This is a genomic window from Ochrobactrum sp. SSR, assembly GCF_030067775.1.
GTDB lineage: Bacteria > Pseudomonadota > Alphaproteobacteria > Rhizobiales > Rhizobiaceae > Brucella > Brucella teleogrylli.
This window is the reverse complement of sequence record NZ_CP125969.1, coordinates 707,831-723,271: the sequence shown is the minus strand read 5'-3', so window position 1 is coordinate 723,271 and position 15,441 is coordinate 707,831. Positions and strand designations below refer to the sequence as shown.

Here is a 15,441-nt window from a genome sequence, read left to right as displayed (position 1 = left end):
TGTTCGTCGGCCACTGTCATCTGCGCATTACAGTCCCGTCATAACTCTGTGACATGAATCAGGTTCTCTGCACGTAGTTTCAGGTTGCCATTGAGAGGGACAACCAAATGAGCACCGATGCAGCGCAGGCCAAGAAACTCCGGACGATTTTTATCTCGGATGTGCATTTGGGATCAAAGGCCGCGCAGGCCGATCTGCTTCTCGATTTCCTGCGCTACCATGATGCGGAAACGATTTTTCTGGTCGGCGATATCGTCGATGGCTGGCGATTACGGCGCAACTGGCACTGGCCGCAGGAACATAACGACGTTGTCCAGAAGCTTCTCCGTAAAAGCCGCAAGGGCACCAACATCATCTACATTGCAGGCAATCACGACGAGTTCCTGCGTAATTTTCAGGGAACGCATTTCGGCGGCATCGAAGTGATAAACCGCGCCATTCACGAGACGGCGGATGGCCGCAAGTTTCTGGTGATCCATGGCGATCAGTTCGACGTGGTGGTGCGCAATGCCCGTTTCATCGCTTATCTCGGCGACTGGGCCTATGACACGGCGATCTGGATCAACACGGCGATGAACCGTTTGCGCTCGCTCTTCGGGTTGCGCTACTGGTCGTTTTCGGCCTGGGCGAAATTCCGCGTGAAAAAGGCGGTCAATTTCATCGGCGAGTTCGAAACGGTGGTGTCCGAAGAGGCGCAGCGCATCGGTGTCGATGGCGTCATTTGCGGTCATATTCACCACGCCACCATCGAAAAGATGAACGATGTTGAATATATAAACACCGGCGACTGGGTGGAAAGCTGCACAGCGGTGCTGGAGCATTTCGACGGACGTATGGAACTGGTCAGCTGGACGGAAATGCGCGACGAAAAATCGTCCGACGGCAGGGCTCTCGCTCACGATAATCGGGCCGACGACAACAGGATAGTCCGTCTGCCACGTCCTGCCCGTAGCGCGGCGAAAATTGCCGGATGAACAAGCTCGTCATCGTCACCGACGCCTGGCATCCGCAAGTCAACGGCGTCGTTCGGACACTGACAAAATGTCAGGACATGATGCGCGCGCGGGGCTATGAAGTGATTGTGGTTTCGCCACTCGACTATAAGTCGGTTCCGTGCCCGACCTATCCGGAAATCAGACTGGCACTGACCACACCCGGCGCATTTCGGCGGCGGTTGGTGCAAATGCAGCCTGATTATATCCACATCGCCACCGAAGGTCCGCTCGGCTACATGGCGCGACAGGCATGTCTGAAAAAGGGCTGGAGTTTCACCACCAGTTTTCACACGCGCTTTCCTGAATATGTTGCGGAGCGCGTCCCGGTTCCCTTGAGCTGGAGCTATGGCTTTCTGCGGCGGTTTCACAATGCCGCATCGCATACGCTGGTTCCCACCCAATCCATTCTGGATGATCTGAAAGAGCGCGGTTTTACCGGCCTCAATCTGTGGACACGCGGCGTGGATCGCGGTGTATTCCATGCCCGCGCCAATGTGAGCCGCGATCTGCCGGAACCTGTTTTCATCTGTGTTGGACGCGTGGCGACGGAAAAGAACCTACCCGCCTTTCTCAGTCTCGATCTACCCGGCACCAAGCTGATTGTCGGTGACGGCCCGGCACTCGATGATCTGAAATCACGCTTTCCCGATGCGGTATTTGTGGGCAAGCGGGAAGGCGAGGCGCTGGCCGAAACCTATGCGTCGGCTGACGTGTTTGTTTTCCCGAGCCGGACAGACACGTTTGGCCTCGTGCTGCTGGAAGCAATTTCATCCGGTCTGCCTGTTGCGGCTTTTCCCGTACCGGGATCGAAAGACGTCATCGGCGCGACGGGCGCGGGTGTTCTTTCGGAAGATCTGCGCGCGGCCTGTCTGGCCGCGCTGGAGCTTGAGCCTTTCGATCCGGAACAGGTTCTAAAACCCTTCACCTGGGATGCCTGCGCAGACATCTTTGAAGAGGCTTTGACCTCCATAGCGGGCGGACAGCCCCCGTTCGGGACTATCAGGCAGTTCAGCCCCAGACAGTCGCTTCCGGCGGATAAACAAGCGCGCCATCATAACGAAGGCCGGGTTCGCGGTCCTGTGCAAGGAGCAGTGGTCCGTCGAGATCGACAACCGTTGCCTTCTGGGCGAGCAGAACTGCGGGCGCCATGCCGAGCGATGTGCCCACCATGCAGCCGACCATGATCTTCAGGCCGAGCCCAATGGCCTTTTCGCGCATCACTAGCCCTTCGGTCAGCCCGCCTGCCTTGTCGAGCTTGATATTCACGGCATCATAGCGCTTGGCTAATTCTTCCAGACCCTCTGACGTGTGAACGCTTTCGTCGGCGCAAATCATGACCGGACGTTCGATCTGGCTCAGGATCGCATCCTTGCCAGCGGGCAGGGGTTGCTCGATGAGGATCACGCCCGCATCGGCAGCGGCGCGCATATTTTCGGCAATATTCGCATCGGTCCAGCCTTCGTTTGCATCGATGATGATGCGACTGTTCGGCGCTGCCGCGGCAACGGCGCGAATGCGTTCAATGTCGTTGTCGCCGCCCATCTTCACCTTGATCAGCGGATAATGCGCGACTTTAGCGGTCGATTCCGCCATTTCTTCCGGCGTGCCCAGCGAAACGGTAATCGCGGTCTCCAGCGGCTTGAACGCACCGCCCAGCATATCGGCAACACGTTTGCCGGTGGTCTTGGCTTCCAGATCCCACAGGGCGCAATCGACCGCGTTGCGGGCGGCACCGGCTGGCATCAGCGTCTGGATATCCTGACGCGTTGCACCATCTTCGATCTGTGCCCGGACGGCTTCGATTGCTGCCGTGACGCTTTCGATGCTTTCGCCATAGCGTGCATAGGGAACGCATTCGCCGCGCCCCTGATGTTCACCGTTGCCGATTGCACACACAACGACTGCTGCTTCGGTCTTCGACCCGCGCGAAATTGTGAATTTTCCGGCGATAGGGTAGCGTTCAACGAGGATGTTCAAGGTATTCTGCATGGAGAGCCTTCCGAATCTCAATCCCGAAAAGTTGATGGGCTTTTGGGATGAGATAGTGCGTGAGAGCGCGAAATTGGGGTATTCGTCTGATTCAACGGGCGGATGCTCCAATACGCTGTATTTCGGTCGTGTTACGACTCGTATATGAGGTTTGCCATGTTGACCGACACTGCTGACAAAGCAAGAGCCGCTGCGAATGTCGCGCCAAAGATCGATGTGGCCGATCAGGATGGCGTGCGTCTGGTTCGCCTGAGCGGACGCTGGGTTTCGCAGAGCGTTCATCTTGTCGACGACAAAATGCGCAGTCTCGAAAAAGTTGCGGGCGGCCAATCCACGCATATCGATGCTTCCGGCATTTCCGGCCTCGATACGGCAGGCGCGTGGCTTGTCGAGCGGCTGAGGCAGCGTCTCATCACCCAGAAGGCGGATGTTCAGCTTGAAGGTATCCGCGAAGCCTGGGCACCGCTGATGGACGAAGTCGGCGGTGCCGTCGAACGCGCGCTCGACGTTCCGCGCGCCAAAAAGCCGTTCTTCGTTATCGCGTTTCTGGCAGCCCTTGGTGGCGGTGTCGTCTCGATTTACAATGACTTCAAGATGTCGATGCATATTCTGGGCGCCACCATTCGCGGCGCGCAGCTGAAATATGGTCGTGGGAGCGGAATTCCGATTGCCGCCATCGTGACGCAGATGGACCGCATGGGCGTGGGTGCCATTCCCATTATCGTGCTGATGTCGACGATTGTGGGCGCCATTATCGCACAGCAGGGCGCGTTTCAGCTTCGCTATTTTGGCGCTGAAATCTTCGTGGTCGATCTGGTTGGCATTCTGGTTTTGCGTGAACTGGGCGTGCTTTTGACCGCGATCATGATTGCCGGTCGTTCCGGCAGCGCCATCACGGCCGAAATAGGCTCCATGAAAATGCGCGAGGAAACCGACGCGCTGACCGTCATCGGGCTCAATCCCGTTGGAGTTCTGGTGTTTCCGCGCCTTGTTGCGCTCGTCATCGTGCTGCCGCTGCTGACCATTATTTCCAATCTGGCGGCACTGGTAGGGGCAGGTGGTGTCGCATGGTTCTATTCCAATATCTCGCCGGAGGCCTTTATCAGCCGTCTGCATGATGCCGTGGCGCTCAACACTTATTTCGCCGGTTTGATCAAAGCGCCATTCATGGCGATGATTATCGGTATTCTTGCTTCGGTCGAAGGTATGAAGGTCGGCGGAAGTGCAGAATCACTTGGACGCCGGGTCACAGCATCGGTGGTGAAGGCTATTTTTGTGGTTATCGTTGTCGATGGCATGTTTGCGATGTTCTACGCAGCGATCAATTTCTAGAATTTTGTATGGCCGTTGTTTTGTTTGGGTTCTTTGAGACACAGTTACACAAAAATCTGATCCTGCATTGGCCTTCCGCTGTTCAGTCGGAAGCGCGGCTCGGTTAAAGAATAGATATGGAGAACGGTATCGACGCAGAGTCGCAACCACAGCAGGACGATGGCCAGCACACGGCGATACCGATGATTTCGGTGCGCGACGTGACGGTGTCGTTTGGCCGTGCGCCGGTGCTCGATAAGCTGTCCCTCGATATCTACAAGGGCGAGGTTCTGGGCTTCATCGGTCCGTCCGGATCGGGCAAGTCGGTGCTGATGCGCACCATATTGGGCTTGAACAAGAAGCAGTCCGGCGAAATCGAGATTCTTGGGCGCAATATCGATCACCTCAATGAGCTGGAAAAAATGGCCATCGACATGCGGATGGGCGTTCTTTTCCAGCATGGCGCACTGTTTTCGGCGCTCAACGTGCTCGAAAATATTCAGGTGCCGATGCGCGAATATCTCGATCTGTCGCCAAAGCTGATGGATGAGCTGGCGCGACTGAAGATCGATCTTGTGGGACTGAAGCCGGATACGGCAGAGAAATTTCCGTCGGAACTTTCCGGCGGCATGATCAAGCGCGCCGCTCTGGCACGTGCGCTGGCGCTCGATCCGGACATCGTCTTTCTTGACGAGCCGACCTCGGGGCTCGATCCGATCGGCGCCGCGGAATTCGATGAATTGATCGCGAATTTGCGCGATACGATGGGCTTGACGGTCTATATGGTCACGCATGACCTCGACAGCCTGTTTGCGATCTGCGACCGCATAGCAGTTCTGGGGAACAAAAAAGTGCTCGTCAGCGGCACGATAGAAGACATGCTGCATGTAGACGATCCATGGGTTAAATCCTATTTTCGGGGCAAGCGTGCGCGCCAGATCGATACTTCGGCGCCATCAAGACGGCGGCCCGGCAGCCGCTTGCAGACGGGATAAGATATGGAAACAAAAGCCAATTACGTTCTGGTCGGGGTTTTCACGCTGCTTGTCAGCCTGCTGGCTTTCGGATTCGTGTACTGGATTGCGCGCTTCGGTGAGGCCCGCGATTCCATTCCCATGGATGTGCGCATTCCCGGCTCCGTGACGGGCCTGACTGTCGGCAGTCAGGTTCTCTTCAATGGTATCAAGGTTGGCGATGTTCGTCGTCTGCGCCTTGATGAGAGCAACCCGGAAATGGTTATCGTGCAGACGCGCGTGAATGGCAGCACGCCGATCACGCGCTCGACGGCTGCAACGCTCGGCTTTCAGGGCTTGACCGGACAGGCCTATATCGAACTGAAGGGCGGCAGCCTGGACGAGCCTAACCTGCTGACCGAAGCGGCGAAGGAGGATACGGTCGCGCGTATCGACGCCGATCCATCTGCGGTCAACAATCTCCTTGCCACCGCGCAGGATATTTTCGGACGTGCCAACACTGTGCTGGGCGAGCTGGAAGGCTTTGTCAAAGAAGCGCGTGGTCCTCTGACCGACACGATCAACAACACCAAGACATTCACCGACGCACTGGCCAAAAACGCCGATGTGCTTGACGAACTGGGTTCCAACACCGGAAACATCAAGCAGATCATCGAGGATGCCAAGGAAACAATGGCGCGGCTCAATGCGGCTTCGGTGCGCGTTGACGGCATTCTGGCCAAGACCGACAAGCTTCTGTCTACGGACGATAAGGACGGTGTGGTGGCGCAGGCCAAGGCGACGCTCGAATCCATTCGCCAGACCTCGGACAATCTCGACAAGCGCCTCGGACCGATTGCAGATAATTTGCAGCGTTTTTCAGGTCAGGGTTTGCGCGACGTGCAGTCGGTGGTCGTGGATAGCCGCCGCTCCATACAGCGTATTGAGCAGGCCATCACAGATCTAGAACGCAACCCGCAGCGTCTGATTTTCGGCGGGCAAGGCAGTGTACCCCAGTATAACGGAAGGGCGCGTCATTGATTTTCTTAAGCGGAAATTCGACAGGTGGGACGAATGGCTTGAAATCGCGCTGCAAGATTGGTGCCGTGGGTTCGGTTTCGCTCTTGCTGGCGGCGCTTCTCGCGGGCTGTGGGACGACACCTCTCGATACATTCAATCTGAGCGCGCCGAAACCTGCTGTTTCGTCGCCGAGCCGCAAGAGCCTACAGTTGCTGGTTCCGACACCAACAGCATTGAAGGCGCTGGACAGCGAAAACATCGTTATCAGCTCAGCGCCGGGTTCCATCGAGTATCTGAAGGGCGCACAATGGGGCGACAGGCTGACGAATATCGTCCAGTCTCGCCTTGTCCAGGCCTACGAGAATACTGGAGTGTTTGGCGGTGTTGGGCGTCCGGGTGATGGTCTGGCGATCAATTATCAGATCCTGACTGATCTTCGCATGTTTGGCGTTCAGGTTAGCGGCGGTTCCAGAACGGCTGTTGTGGAACTCGCCATCAAGCTCATGAACGACAAGACCGGTGAAGTGCGCTCCACACGCGTGTTTCGGAATTCTGCGCCGGTCAGCGGCACCGGCAATGCGGCTTACGTGAAGGCGCTTGATGCTGCCTTTGATCGTACGGTGAATGAAATCGTCACTTGGACGGTTTCATCGCTGTAAACCGCGCAAATGCCGAATAGATGATTTGAAATGAAAAGGCGGGGTGCAAACCCCGCTTTTCTTTTGTCCAGCTGTAGCAGCCAAAGCACGCCGGATTTCGGTCTTATCAACCCATCGCCGCGTTGCCACGTTTGTTAGTCTCACTTCCTTTCGGTAAACAAAAAACGCGGCCCGAAAGCCGCGTTCTGAATTGCGTGTGATCTGGTACCTGATTAGCGCAGGCGACCGCTGGCATGGGCCAGCATGGTGTAAACCTTGCCGGTGTCGGACGTCAGATAGGTCTGCGTCACCATATTATCGCGGTCGTTACGGGCGACGTCTTCGAGCAGACGCTGGAAGTCGTCCATGTAGCGGTCCACGGCGCGGCGGAATTCGCCATCCGTCTGATACTTACGCTTGATGTCGTCAAACGTCTGTTGGCCCTTGAGCGTGTAAAGGCGACGGGTGAAGACGTTGCGCTCGCCGCGGCGGTAGCGGTCCCACAGTTCAACCGATGCTTCATGATCGATTGCACGGGCGATATCGACCGAAAGCGAGTTCAGCGATTCAACCACATGGCTCGGCGAACGCGGAGCGGCGGTTGGCTGCGCCTTGGGCTGAACGGCTTCTTCTTCTTCACGCGATGCGCGGGCAAGGAGATCGGAAACCCAGCCGCGAGGCTTGTCAGCGGTAGCGGCAGGTGCCGATGCAGCCGGAGCTTTTGGCATTTCAACTGGGCGCTGGCGCACGGCAACATCAGCCTGTGGCGCTGGTGCAACTGGCGCCTGAACAGGGGCCGGGCGCTGTGCAGCTGGCGCCGGACGCGAAACCGGACGGTCTGCGCGGCTTTCACCAACATCGACCAGGCGGCCAGACTTGTTGACGATTTCAGCCAGTTCCTTAAGCGCGCTGATCTGCTCGCTGACGGCCTTGCGCATGGCAGTCGTCGTTTCCTTGGCTTCAGCAGGCATGTCGAGAACGCCGCGCTTCAGCTCGCCACGCGTGGTGTTGAGCTCGGTGCGGATTTCGCCAGCGGTGCGGCGGATATCGTCTGTTGCCGCCGAGAACTTCTGCGCTGCCTGCTCGACGATTTCGGAAACGCTTTCGCGCATCTTTTCCGCCGAGGCGCGGGTCTGGCCTTCTGCGCGCTGGAATGCCGAAGCAACCAGAGTTTCGAAGGACTGCATCAGCTTCTCGATACCTTCCGACTTCTCGACAAGGCCGGAAGCCAGCTTGTCGAGCGCCTGCTGGCGGTCGGACAGCGTGGAGACAAGACCGTTCTGCGCCGAATTGATCATGTCGGAGGCCGAGGAAAGAACCTTTCCATGGTCTTCGAAACGGTCGGCAATGTCGGCAATCTGCGACAGGGTGCTGTCGGAGAGTGCACGCAGCGTACCGATATTCGTGTCGATCAGGCCGGTCGAGGCCTGGAACATCTGAGCAGCCCGATTGGTGTTTTCAACGAAGCTCGACGTGGTGTCGACGAGGCGTCCATCAATATCCGTCAGGTTGCGCGTTGCAGCGTCGATTAGCTTGCCAAGCTCGCCGTTCGAAGTGGAGAGGCGATCGATCAGCTCGCTGACATTGTCGGACAGACCGGCCTTTGCCTGCTGAACGGCTGCAATGGTTTCTGCCGTGCGGTTTGCCAGTGCGTTGACCAGAGCGGCGTTTTCCGAACGCAGGCGGTCGGTTGCGGCATGGGTTGCTTCTTCAAGCTGCTGTGCCAAACCGCGTCCGCTGTCGGCAAGGCGCTGGACCAGCGGCTCAGCCGTATCGTTGAGGATCTTGGTGATTTCCTGCGAGCGGGCCGAGAGAACCGCATTGAGTTCACGCGTGCGCTCTTCAAGGGTAACAGCCGTTGTATCCGTGACCTGCGCGATGCGGGCTTCCACGGAGCCGAGTTCCATCGTGATGCGCGAACCAATGTCGCCCAGACGGGTGGCAATCGCGTCGGCGCGTTCCGCAAGGCGGGCTTCGGTGCCTGCCAGATTGTCGGCAACGCTGACAGAGAAGCTCTCGCTGTGACCAGCAAGGGTTTCGCTCGTCTTCGATGCCGTATCGGCGATGCGGGCCTCGATGGCACTGAGTTCACCGGTGAGGCGGTTTTCGATGGCTTCAAGGCCGCTTGCAATCGCGCCAGCGCGCTCATTGAGGCGGATTTCGGTGCCCGCCAGATTATCGATAACGTTCGCAGCGAAAGCCTCGCTGTGACCGGCAAGGGTCTCGCTTGTCTTGGTTGCGGTGTCAGCGATGCGGGCTTCGATAGAACCGAGCTCGCCGGTGAGGCGGGTTTCGATATCGCCGAGGCGTCCGGCAATCGCATCGGCGCGCTCGCCCAAGCGTGCTTCCGTGCCCGACAGATTGTCGATCAGGCGCGCGCTGAATGCTTCGCCGAAGCCATCCAGAGCCTGACCGGCCTTTGCTGCTTCTGCGGAAAGCGTGCTTGCCGCTTCGCCGATCTTCTCACGCAGCGAGCTTGCAACAACACCGGCGCTTTGTTCCAGTGCGCGGCGAACATTGTCGACGCCGATGGATAGCGCCTTTTCCATGGTCTGCGTGCGTTCTTCGATAATACCAGTCTGGCCAGCAAACGCGTCGTTGATGATAGCGCTGCTATCCGCAATGACGTTTCGCAGGTTGGCGGTGTGCTCTTCAATCGCACCGTTCTGACTGGCGAATGCCTGGCCAATGACGGAACCGCTTTCGGCGATGACACTGCGGAGATTGGCCGTGTGTCCTTCGATAATGCCGGTCTGGCCTTCGAACGCCTGACCGATTGCCGAAGCACTGTCGGCAATCGCGCCGCGCAGATTGGCGGTACGCTGATCCAGAACATCGCTATGGTCTTGCAGCGACTGGTTGAGCGAGGCAGTGCTGTCGCTCAGCGTTGCGCGGATTGCTGCGGCACGTGTTTCAATCGTCTGCTCATGGCCGTTCAGAATATCGACCAGCGAGTCGTTATGGTTGCTCAGGACGGCGCGGAGGCCACTCGTGCGTTCCTCCACCTGACGAACATGATCACCAAGCGTTGCTTCGAAAGCCTCGCGTCCGGCGGCAATGGACTGGCCGAGCGTTGCCGCGCGTTCGTCCAGAATGCGCGCCAGCGAAGCCTGGTTGTCGGCAATCAGGGCCTGAAGCGAATTGACGCGGTCATCGAATGCGCGCGCCATGATTTCGCGATTTTCGTTGAAATTATCGCGCATTGCCGCCGTGCGCTCATCCATCAGCTGAGCAAGCATGGCCTGATTGCCGGTGATGACCGTATGCAGGGCGGAAGCGCGTTCTTCCAGCGAACGGGCGTGATCGGCAAAGCTTCTATCCAGCTGTGCCGAATGGCTCGCCATTGCCTGCTGCAGCGCATTGGTGCGCTCAGCCAGAATGGCCGCATGGTTATCCGCGACGGAGTTGAGCGCCGATGCGCTACCGTCAATCGCATTGCGGATGTCATCGGTGCGGGCTGCCAGCGTATCGGCATGTCCGCGAATGACTGCCGACACGCGGTCGGTTTCGCCTTCGAGCGAAGCAGCCAGCACATCGCGGCTTTCTGCCAGCTTACCTGCAAAGGCGGCTGCCTTTTCACCGAGAAGATTGCCGACGCTTTCACCGATAGAGGTCAGATCGTCGCTGATCTTCGTCTTGGTTTCGTCGATCATCGAGCTCAGCGAAGCGCGACCGCCGGAGAAGGTCTCGGCAATTTCACGGGTGCGGGCGATGAGGTTCTCGTTGATCTGACGCGAGCGTGTTTCCAGAGCGGCGTTGAGCTTCTCTGTGCTGCTGTCAAGTGCATGAGCGCGTGCCTCAAACTCGGAAAGCAGGGCATGACCGCGTTCGGACAAGGTGCCTTCCAGATTGGCAAGGCGCGTGTCGAATTCGCTGACCATCGATTGCGTCGAGCTGCCAAGCAGATTGGCAATGCCAGCGGCGCGTTCATCGAGAGCCGTCGTGAAGCGTTCGGAGATCGTGCGGGACTGTTCGTCCAGCGTTGCGATACGCGTATCGAGCAGATTGGCAAAAGCCTCGCCCGAGGTCGTGATGCGCGAACCGATGTCACCCGTGCGGGTTTCGATGGCTTCGGCAATGGAGCTGCCGCTCTCATTGATGCTGCCGATTAGACGTTCGCCGGATTCGCTCAACAGCGAGCTGAGCTGCTGGGAAGCAGACAGAACATTATCGCGGATGATGTTGGATGCGCTCGACAGTTCTTCCTTGAGCTGTTCGTGGGCGCCGGAAATCGACGAGCGAACGCGTTCAGCGTGGCTGACGACGGCTTCGCGCTCATTGCCCAGATCGCCGACCAGCGAACGGATGCGAACTTCATTATCGCTATAGGCGCGTTCAAGCTGATTGACCTCGGACTGAACGAGGGTTTCCAGCTCGACGGCGCGGGCGAGTGTGCGCTCGATGCCTTCGTTCATGGCAGCCACTTCGCGACGCACAGCCTGGCTCAGCGTCGAAACACGATCAGCCGATACGGCTTCGGGCTGAAGCAGCTTCATCGCCGCTTCAGACATGCTGCGTGCGGCGTTGTGCATTTCCTGCGCGCGCTTCACAAGCTGCGCAAAGCCCCAGAACATGGCAACGGGCAGGGCGACGCCTGCAACCACACCAATGCCTGCGGGCGAGGTGAAGAAGTTCTTGGTGGCCTCAAGGCTGGAGAAAACAGCCGGATCGATGGCCTTGCCGAGTGCGACGCCACCGGCTGCCCACAAAACGCTGATGGCTGTGGTGGTCCAGTAAAGCTTGGATGTGCGCTCGGTCACGCGGCGCGGCGCGGTTGCGATAGCACGATCGTTGCGCGAATCATCGTTGGCGGGTGTGCGTGCGGCAGGCGCTGCAACGCTGACGGTCGCTGCCGGTGCAACAGGGCGCAGGATTGCTTCCGGCGCTTCCGGCACATCTGCTACCTGAGGCGAAGGAGCGGCTTGCGTCGTGTCGGGCTTGATCGGGGTCGGCTTATGCGGCGTATTGGCGACGATCTGCTGCAGGGGCTGCTGTGTGGAAGACACGGCCTTGACCACCGGCGGTACGGGTGGTGCTGCAGGCGTGGCGATAACGGATGCAGAAACGATCGGAGCGACCTTGGTTTCGGCTGCCACGGCTGCGACCTTTTCGGGTTCAGCGGCTTTCGTCTTCTGTTCCGCGACCAGCTCTTCAGCGGCGCGCGAAATCTGCTCTTCCAGATCGTCGACCGAAAAACTCTCGTCGAACGCACTTAAATCCATATCGATATCGAGATCATCGCCGAAGTCGATGTCGAGTGCCTGTTCTAGTGCCTTTTCAACCTCAAGGTCGAGCTTTTGTGCCTTGGATTTGGAAGCCATTGTTCGCCTACCTCGTACTCAATTACCGTGACGGCCGGATCGTCAAAGAGCCGTTACTAAACTTTATCCGCCATTTTGCATCGTATCGGCTCGGTCCTGTTAAGGAAATAGGCGACACCCGCTGATGCCTAAAACTTTAAATACAAGGTTAACAGAAAACGCTTGGGTTCATAAAAATGCGGTGTTTTCGGGCTTTTTGCAATTATCAGCAAGTTGTGGAAATCAGCAGGGGTCGCTTTTTGCAGTTCGAAAGGCGATGCAAATTCGTTAACAAAATTGCTCGTATCTCGAATTCGATATCCGATAGCGCAATTATAAGCTGTATTTGCCGGGTGCAGGATTCGTCCATCCGACATGTCTGCATTCCCATCTTGTCATCATATGCCGCAAACTTGCGCAACGGCAAGGCGGAGTTTTGCAGAAAACCCATTATATCGGCGCTTGCGCACCGCTTATACATTATAAAACACGGCATATTGGCGCAGTTGGGCTTAACGGGGCTCTTGCAGTTGAAACTAAGGCCGGAACGCCGTATCTGCCATTGCGAGATTATGCGTGCAGATCCCAATTTCAGGTGATCCATCGCAAGGGATAAAAGATCGCGTGGCTTCACGCGTTTCAAGGAATGAAAATGACCAAGATCGTATTCGTATCTGCTGACGGCGCGACACGTACCGAAGTTGAGGCCGATAACGGTTCCAGCGTGATGGAAGCGGCCATTCGCAATGGCATTCCGGGCATCGACGCCGAATGCGGTGGCGCATGCGCCTGTGCTACCTGCCACGTCTATGTTGATGAAGAGTGGACGGAAACGGTTGGCGGGCCTGATCCGATGGAAGAAGACATGCTGGATTTCGCCTATGAGGTGCGTCCAACTTCGCGTCTGTCCTGCCAGATCCGCGTGACCGATGAGATCGACGGTCTCGTCGTTCAGGTGCCGGAACGCCAGAACTAAGAAAATGGCGGCTGCTCCGGGGATCGTTATAAAGAATGATATAGCGATCATCGGGGCAGGGCCTGTTGCACTTTTCGCCGTATTCCAGCTCGGCCTGTTCGGGTTCAGATGTCAGCTTATCGACGCGCTGGATCGGCCGGGCGGACAATGTTCCGCCTTCTATCCCGACAAGCCAATCTTCGATATTCCGGGTTTCCCCACGATCATGGGCGACGAGCTGGTTTCCCGGCTCCTGGAACAGATCGCGCCCTACGAACCCACATTCCATTACGGTCAGACCGTCACGACGTTGGAACGCGCTGGAGATCGCCTTGTCCTGACGACGGCCAACGATGCTTCATTTGCGGCGGATGCCGTGGTGATCGCTTCGGGTCTCGGTGCTTTCGGACCGGATGGCCAGATCGTGCGGCCCGATCCATTGGCCGAAATCGCTTTGGAAAGGGCTGGCAATGCCATTGCTGTCGCACCTGAAACTTTCGCGACCTCACAGCCCGATATCTATGCGATTGGCGATGCCTGCCATTATCCGGGCAAGCTGAAGCTAATCCTGTGCGGTTTTCATGAAGCCGCCCTCATGACGCAGGCTGTGCGCAAGAGGTTGCATAAAGCCGGATCGTAGGAATCAGCGCGGCAGTTGATTCATCTTTTCAAGACGATAGGTCAGCAGCCGCTCGAAGCGCTTTTCAAAATTGATGGTCTCGACGCGGTCGAAGCGTTGCTGCGCTTCGTCATGGGCTTCCATCAGTCGGGCGGTGATCCTGTCGATATCCTTGCGCAAAACGGCGCAGTCCGAGCGGGTGGGGAGGGCGCGGATCTGTCGTTCCATCTCGCTGGCATGGCTGCGCGCGATGACGATATGACTTTCCTCGTGACGGCGAATGTCCTGATAGAGCGTGTCCCAGATCAGCGCCAGTTCCGCTGTCGCCTTGCGGCGCTGCGCCCAGCGCGGCAGCGAGACTTTCGCGTGAACATTGACATAGACGTCCTGCACCTTGCAGGCCTTGCCCGGCGCACGACCATAGCGGACTTTGGCGTCGAATCGGATTTCAGCGGCGCCAGGATGATGCTGTCCTGTTTTCTTCAGAAAGGGGCCGCTGCGGGAGAGCGCCTTGTCGAGTTCGGCAGCTGTCTTGCCATTGACGGTGTAATATTTGAATTCACGGAAGATCGATGCGGCGTCGGCCTGAGATGCAAGGATTGCAAGAGCTGCGCCAAAAGCCAGAATCCGCTTTTTGAAAATCATATTCTGGCACCTTTTTCCTAAACTCGGAATAAACTCATATTTTGCCGTCGCAGCATGGCATGCAAACGTCAAGAGAACTATAACGCTTTGGTTAAATGACATTCGGCCAGCTTGGTTGCATCGCGGGCCTTAATTAGCATCTATACAGGAATATCCGGAAATGGCGAAAATCTGGCAACTGGCTCACGGGCGCAGCCTTGAGTTCGGGGAAAAGTCCGTAATCATGGGCATTCTCAACATTACGCCGGATTCCTTTTCTGATGGTGGGCATCACAATGAATTCGAAACGGCGCTTGCCGCTGCCGGAAAGATGCTCGAGGACGGCGCCACCATCATTGATGTTGGCGGTGAATCGACGAGGCCGGGCGCTGAGAGCGTCGATGCCGCAACAGAGGTGGCCCGCGTCGTGCCGGTCATCCGGGCGCTGACGGAACGTTTCGGCTGCATCATTTCAGTCGATACGTATCGGGCTTCAACGGCCAGAGCGGCGGTGGAGGCTGGCGCGCATATCGTCAACGACGTCTGGGGGTTGCAGCGCGAACCGGCTATTGCCGATGTTGCCCGCGAGACGGGCGCAGGGCTTGTCATCATGCATACGACCCGCGAGCGGGAAACCGATCCTGATGTCATCGAGGATCGCGCCGTTTTTCTAAACAAGTCGCTGCAGGTTGCATCTGCGGCGGGCATTGATCGATCCCGCATCATGCTTGATCCGGGTTTCGGTTTCGGCAAGACCGTCGAAGACGACGTGATTTTGATGGCACGGATGGAGGAACTACATCGTTTCGGCTATCCGTGGCTGGTCGGCACATCGCGCAAACGCTTTGTGGGCACGATCACGGGCGAGACCGACCCTTTGAAGCGTGATATAGCTACGTCTGCGACCTCGGTTGCGTTGCGACTGGCAGGAGCCGACATCTTTCGCGTTCACAATGTCGCTTTTAATAGAGACGCACTTGCGGTTGCGGATGCTATCCTGCAAGTGAAGCGCAGCGAGAATATGAGAAAGTGAAGCC

10 protein-coding genes and 3 pseudogenes are annotated in these 15,441 nt (G+C 57.6%); 9 read left to right on the top strand and 4 right to left on the bottom strand.

The genetic code is table 11. The annotated features are described in order from the left end of the window. Positions 1 to 107: 107 nt before the first annotated feature. Positions 108 to 974, top strand: a complete 867-nt coding sequence (locus tag QLQ11_RS03450) for a UDP-2,3-diacylglucosamine diphosphatase (protein ID WP_181376086.1) — start codon at positions 108 to 110, stop codon at positions 972 to 974. Continuing rightward, positions 971 to 1,798 (top strand): annotated as a pseudogene (locus QLQ11_RS03445) (glycosyltransferase family 4 protein); the annotation flags it as partial. The gene QLQ11_RS03450 and the pseudogene QLQ11_RS03445, both read left to right, overlap by 4 nt. Positions 1,799 to 2,003: 205 nt before the next feature. Here the strand turns inward: QLQ11_RS03445 and dgcA are convergent. Beyond that, positions 2,004 to 2,984 (bottom strand): N-acetyl-D-Glu racemase DgcA, encoded by a 981-nt coding sequence (gene dgcA / locus QLQ11_RS03440; RefSeq protein ID WP_109368924.1) that lies wholly within the window; start codon positions 2,982 to 2,984, stop codon positions 2,004 to 2,006. A 156-nt stretch (positions 2,985 to 3,140) separates the two neighbouring features. On the opposite strand from dgcA, the gene QLQ11_RS03435 reads away from it, so the two are divergent. From QLQ11_RS03435 to QLQ11_RS03420, 4 genes are all read left to right on the top strand, one after another. Further along, the gene (locus tag QLQ11_RS03435; RefSeq protein ID WP_109368925.1) at positions 3,141 to 4,316 is read left to right on the top strand and encodes an ABC transporter permease; all 1,176 of its coding nucleotides are present in this window, start codon (positions 3,141 to 3,143) and stop codon (positions 4,314 to 4,316) included. A 116-nt stretch (positions 4,317 to 4,432) separates the two neighbouring features. Further along, positions 4,433 to 5,290, top strand: coding sequence for an ABC transporter ATP-binding protein (locus QLQ11_RS03430; protein WP_109368926.1), 858 nt, complete (start codon positions 4,433 to 4,435; stop codon positions 5,288 to 5,290). 3 nt (positions 5,291 to 5,293) lie between these two features. Continuing rightward, positions 5,294 to 6,289, top strand: a complete 996-nt coding sequence (locus tag QLQ11_RS03425) for an MlaD family protein (RefSeq protein WP_109368927.1) — start codon at positions 5,294 to 5,296, stop codon at positions 6,287 to 6,289. A gap of 38 nt (positions 6,290 to 6,327) precedes the next feature. Continuing rightward, positions 6,328 to 6,927, top strand: a complete 600-nt coding sequence (locus tag QLQ11_RS03420) for an ABC-type transport auxiliary lipoprotein family protein (RefSeq protein WP_109370220.1) — start codon at positions 6,328 to 6,330, stop codon at positions 6,925 to 6,927. Positions 6,928 to 7,139: 212 nt separating this feature from the next. Here the strand turns inward: QLQ11_RS03420 and QLQ11_RS03415 are convergent. Next, positions 7,140 to 9,554 (bottom strand): annotated as a pseudogene (locus QLQ11_RS03415) (kinesin); the annotation flags it as partial. 102 nt (positions 9,555 to 9,656) lie between these two features. Next, positions 9,657 to 12,250: pseudogene (locus tag QLQ11_RS03410) on the bottom strand (kinesin); the annotation flags it as partial. Positions 12,251 to 12,858: 608 nt separating this feature from the next. On the opposite strand from QLQ11_RS03410, the gene QLQ11_RS03405 reads away from it, so the two are divergent. Beyond that, positions 12,859 to 13,182: a 2Fe-2S iron-sulfur cluster-binding protein gene (locus QLQ11_RS03405; protein ID WP_109370221.1), complete on the top strand. Its 324-nt coding sequence runs from the start codon at positions 12,859 to 12,861 to the stop codon at positions 13,180 to 13,182. 4 nt (positions 13,183 to 13,186) lie between these two features. After that, entirely contained in the window at positions 13,187 to 13,801 is a 615-nt protein-coding gene (locus QLQ11_RS03400) for an NAD(P)/FAD-dependent oxidoreductase (RefSeq protein WP_109368930.1), read from the top strand. A 3-nt stretch (positions 13,802 to 13,804) separates the two neighbouring features. Here QLQ11_RS03400 and QLQ11_RS03395 read toward each other — a convergent pair whose 3' ends face one another. Further along, complete coding sequence (locus tag QLQ11_RS03395; protein WP_109368931.1) at positions 13,805 to 14,425, bottom strand: DUF922 domain-containing Zn-dependent protease; 621 nt, start codon at positions 14,423 to 14,425, stop codon at positions 13,805 to 13,807. Between the two features lie 160 nt (positions 14,426 to 14,585). On the opposite strand from QLQ11_RS03395, the gene folP reads away from it, so the two are divergent. Continuing rightward, positions 14,586 to 15,437 (top strand): dihydropteroate synthase, encoded by an 852-nt coding sequence (gene folP / locus QLQ11_RS03390; protein ID WP_109368932.1) that lies wholly within the window; start codon positions 14,586 to 14,588, stop codon positions 15,435 to 15,437. Positions 15,438 to 15,441 lie beyond the last annotated feature (4 nt).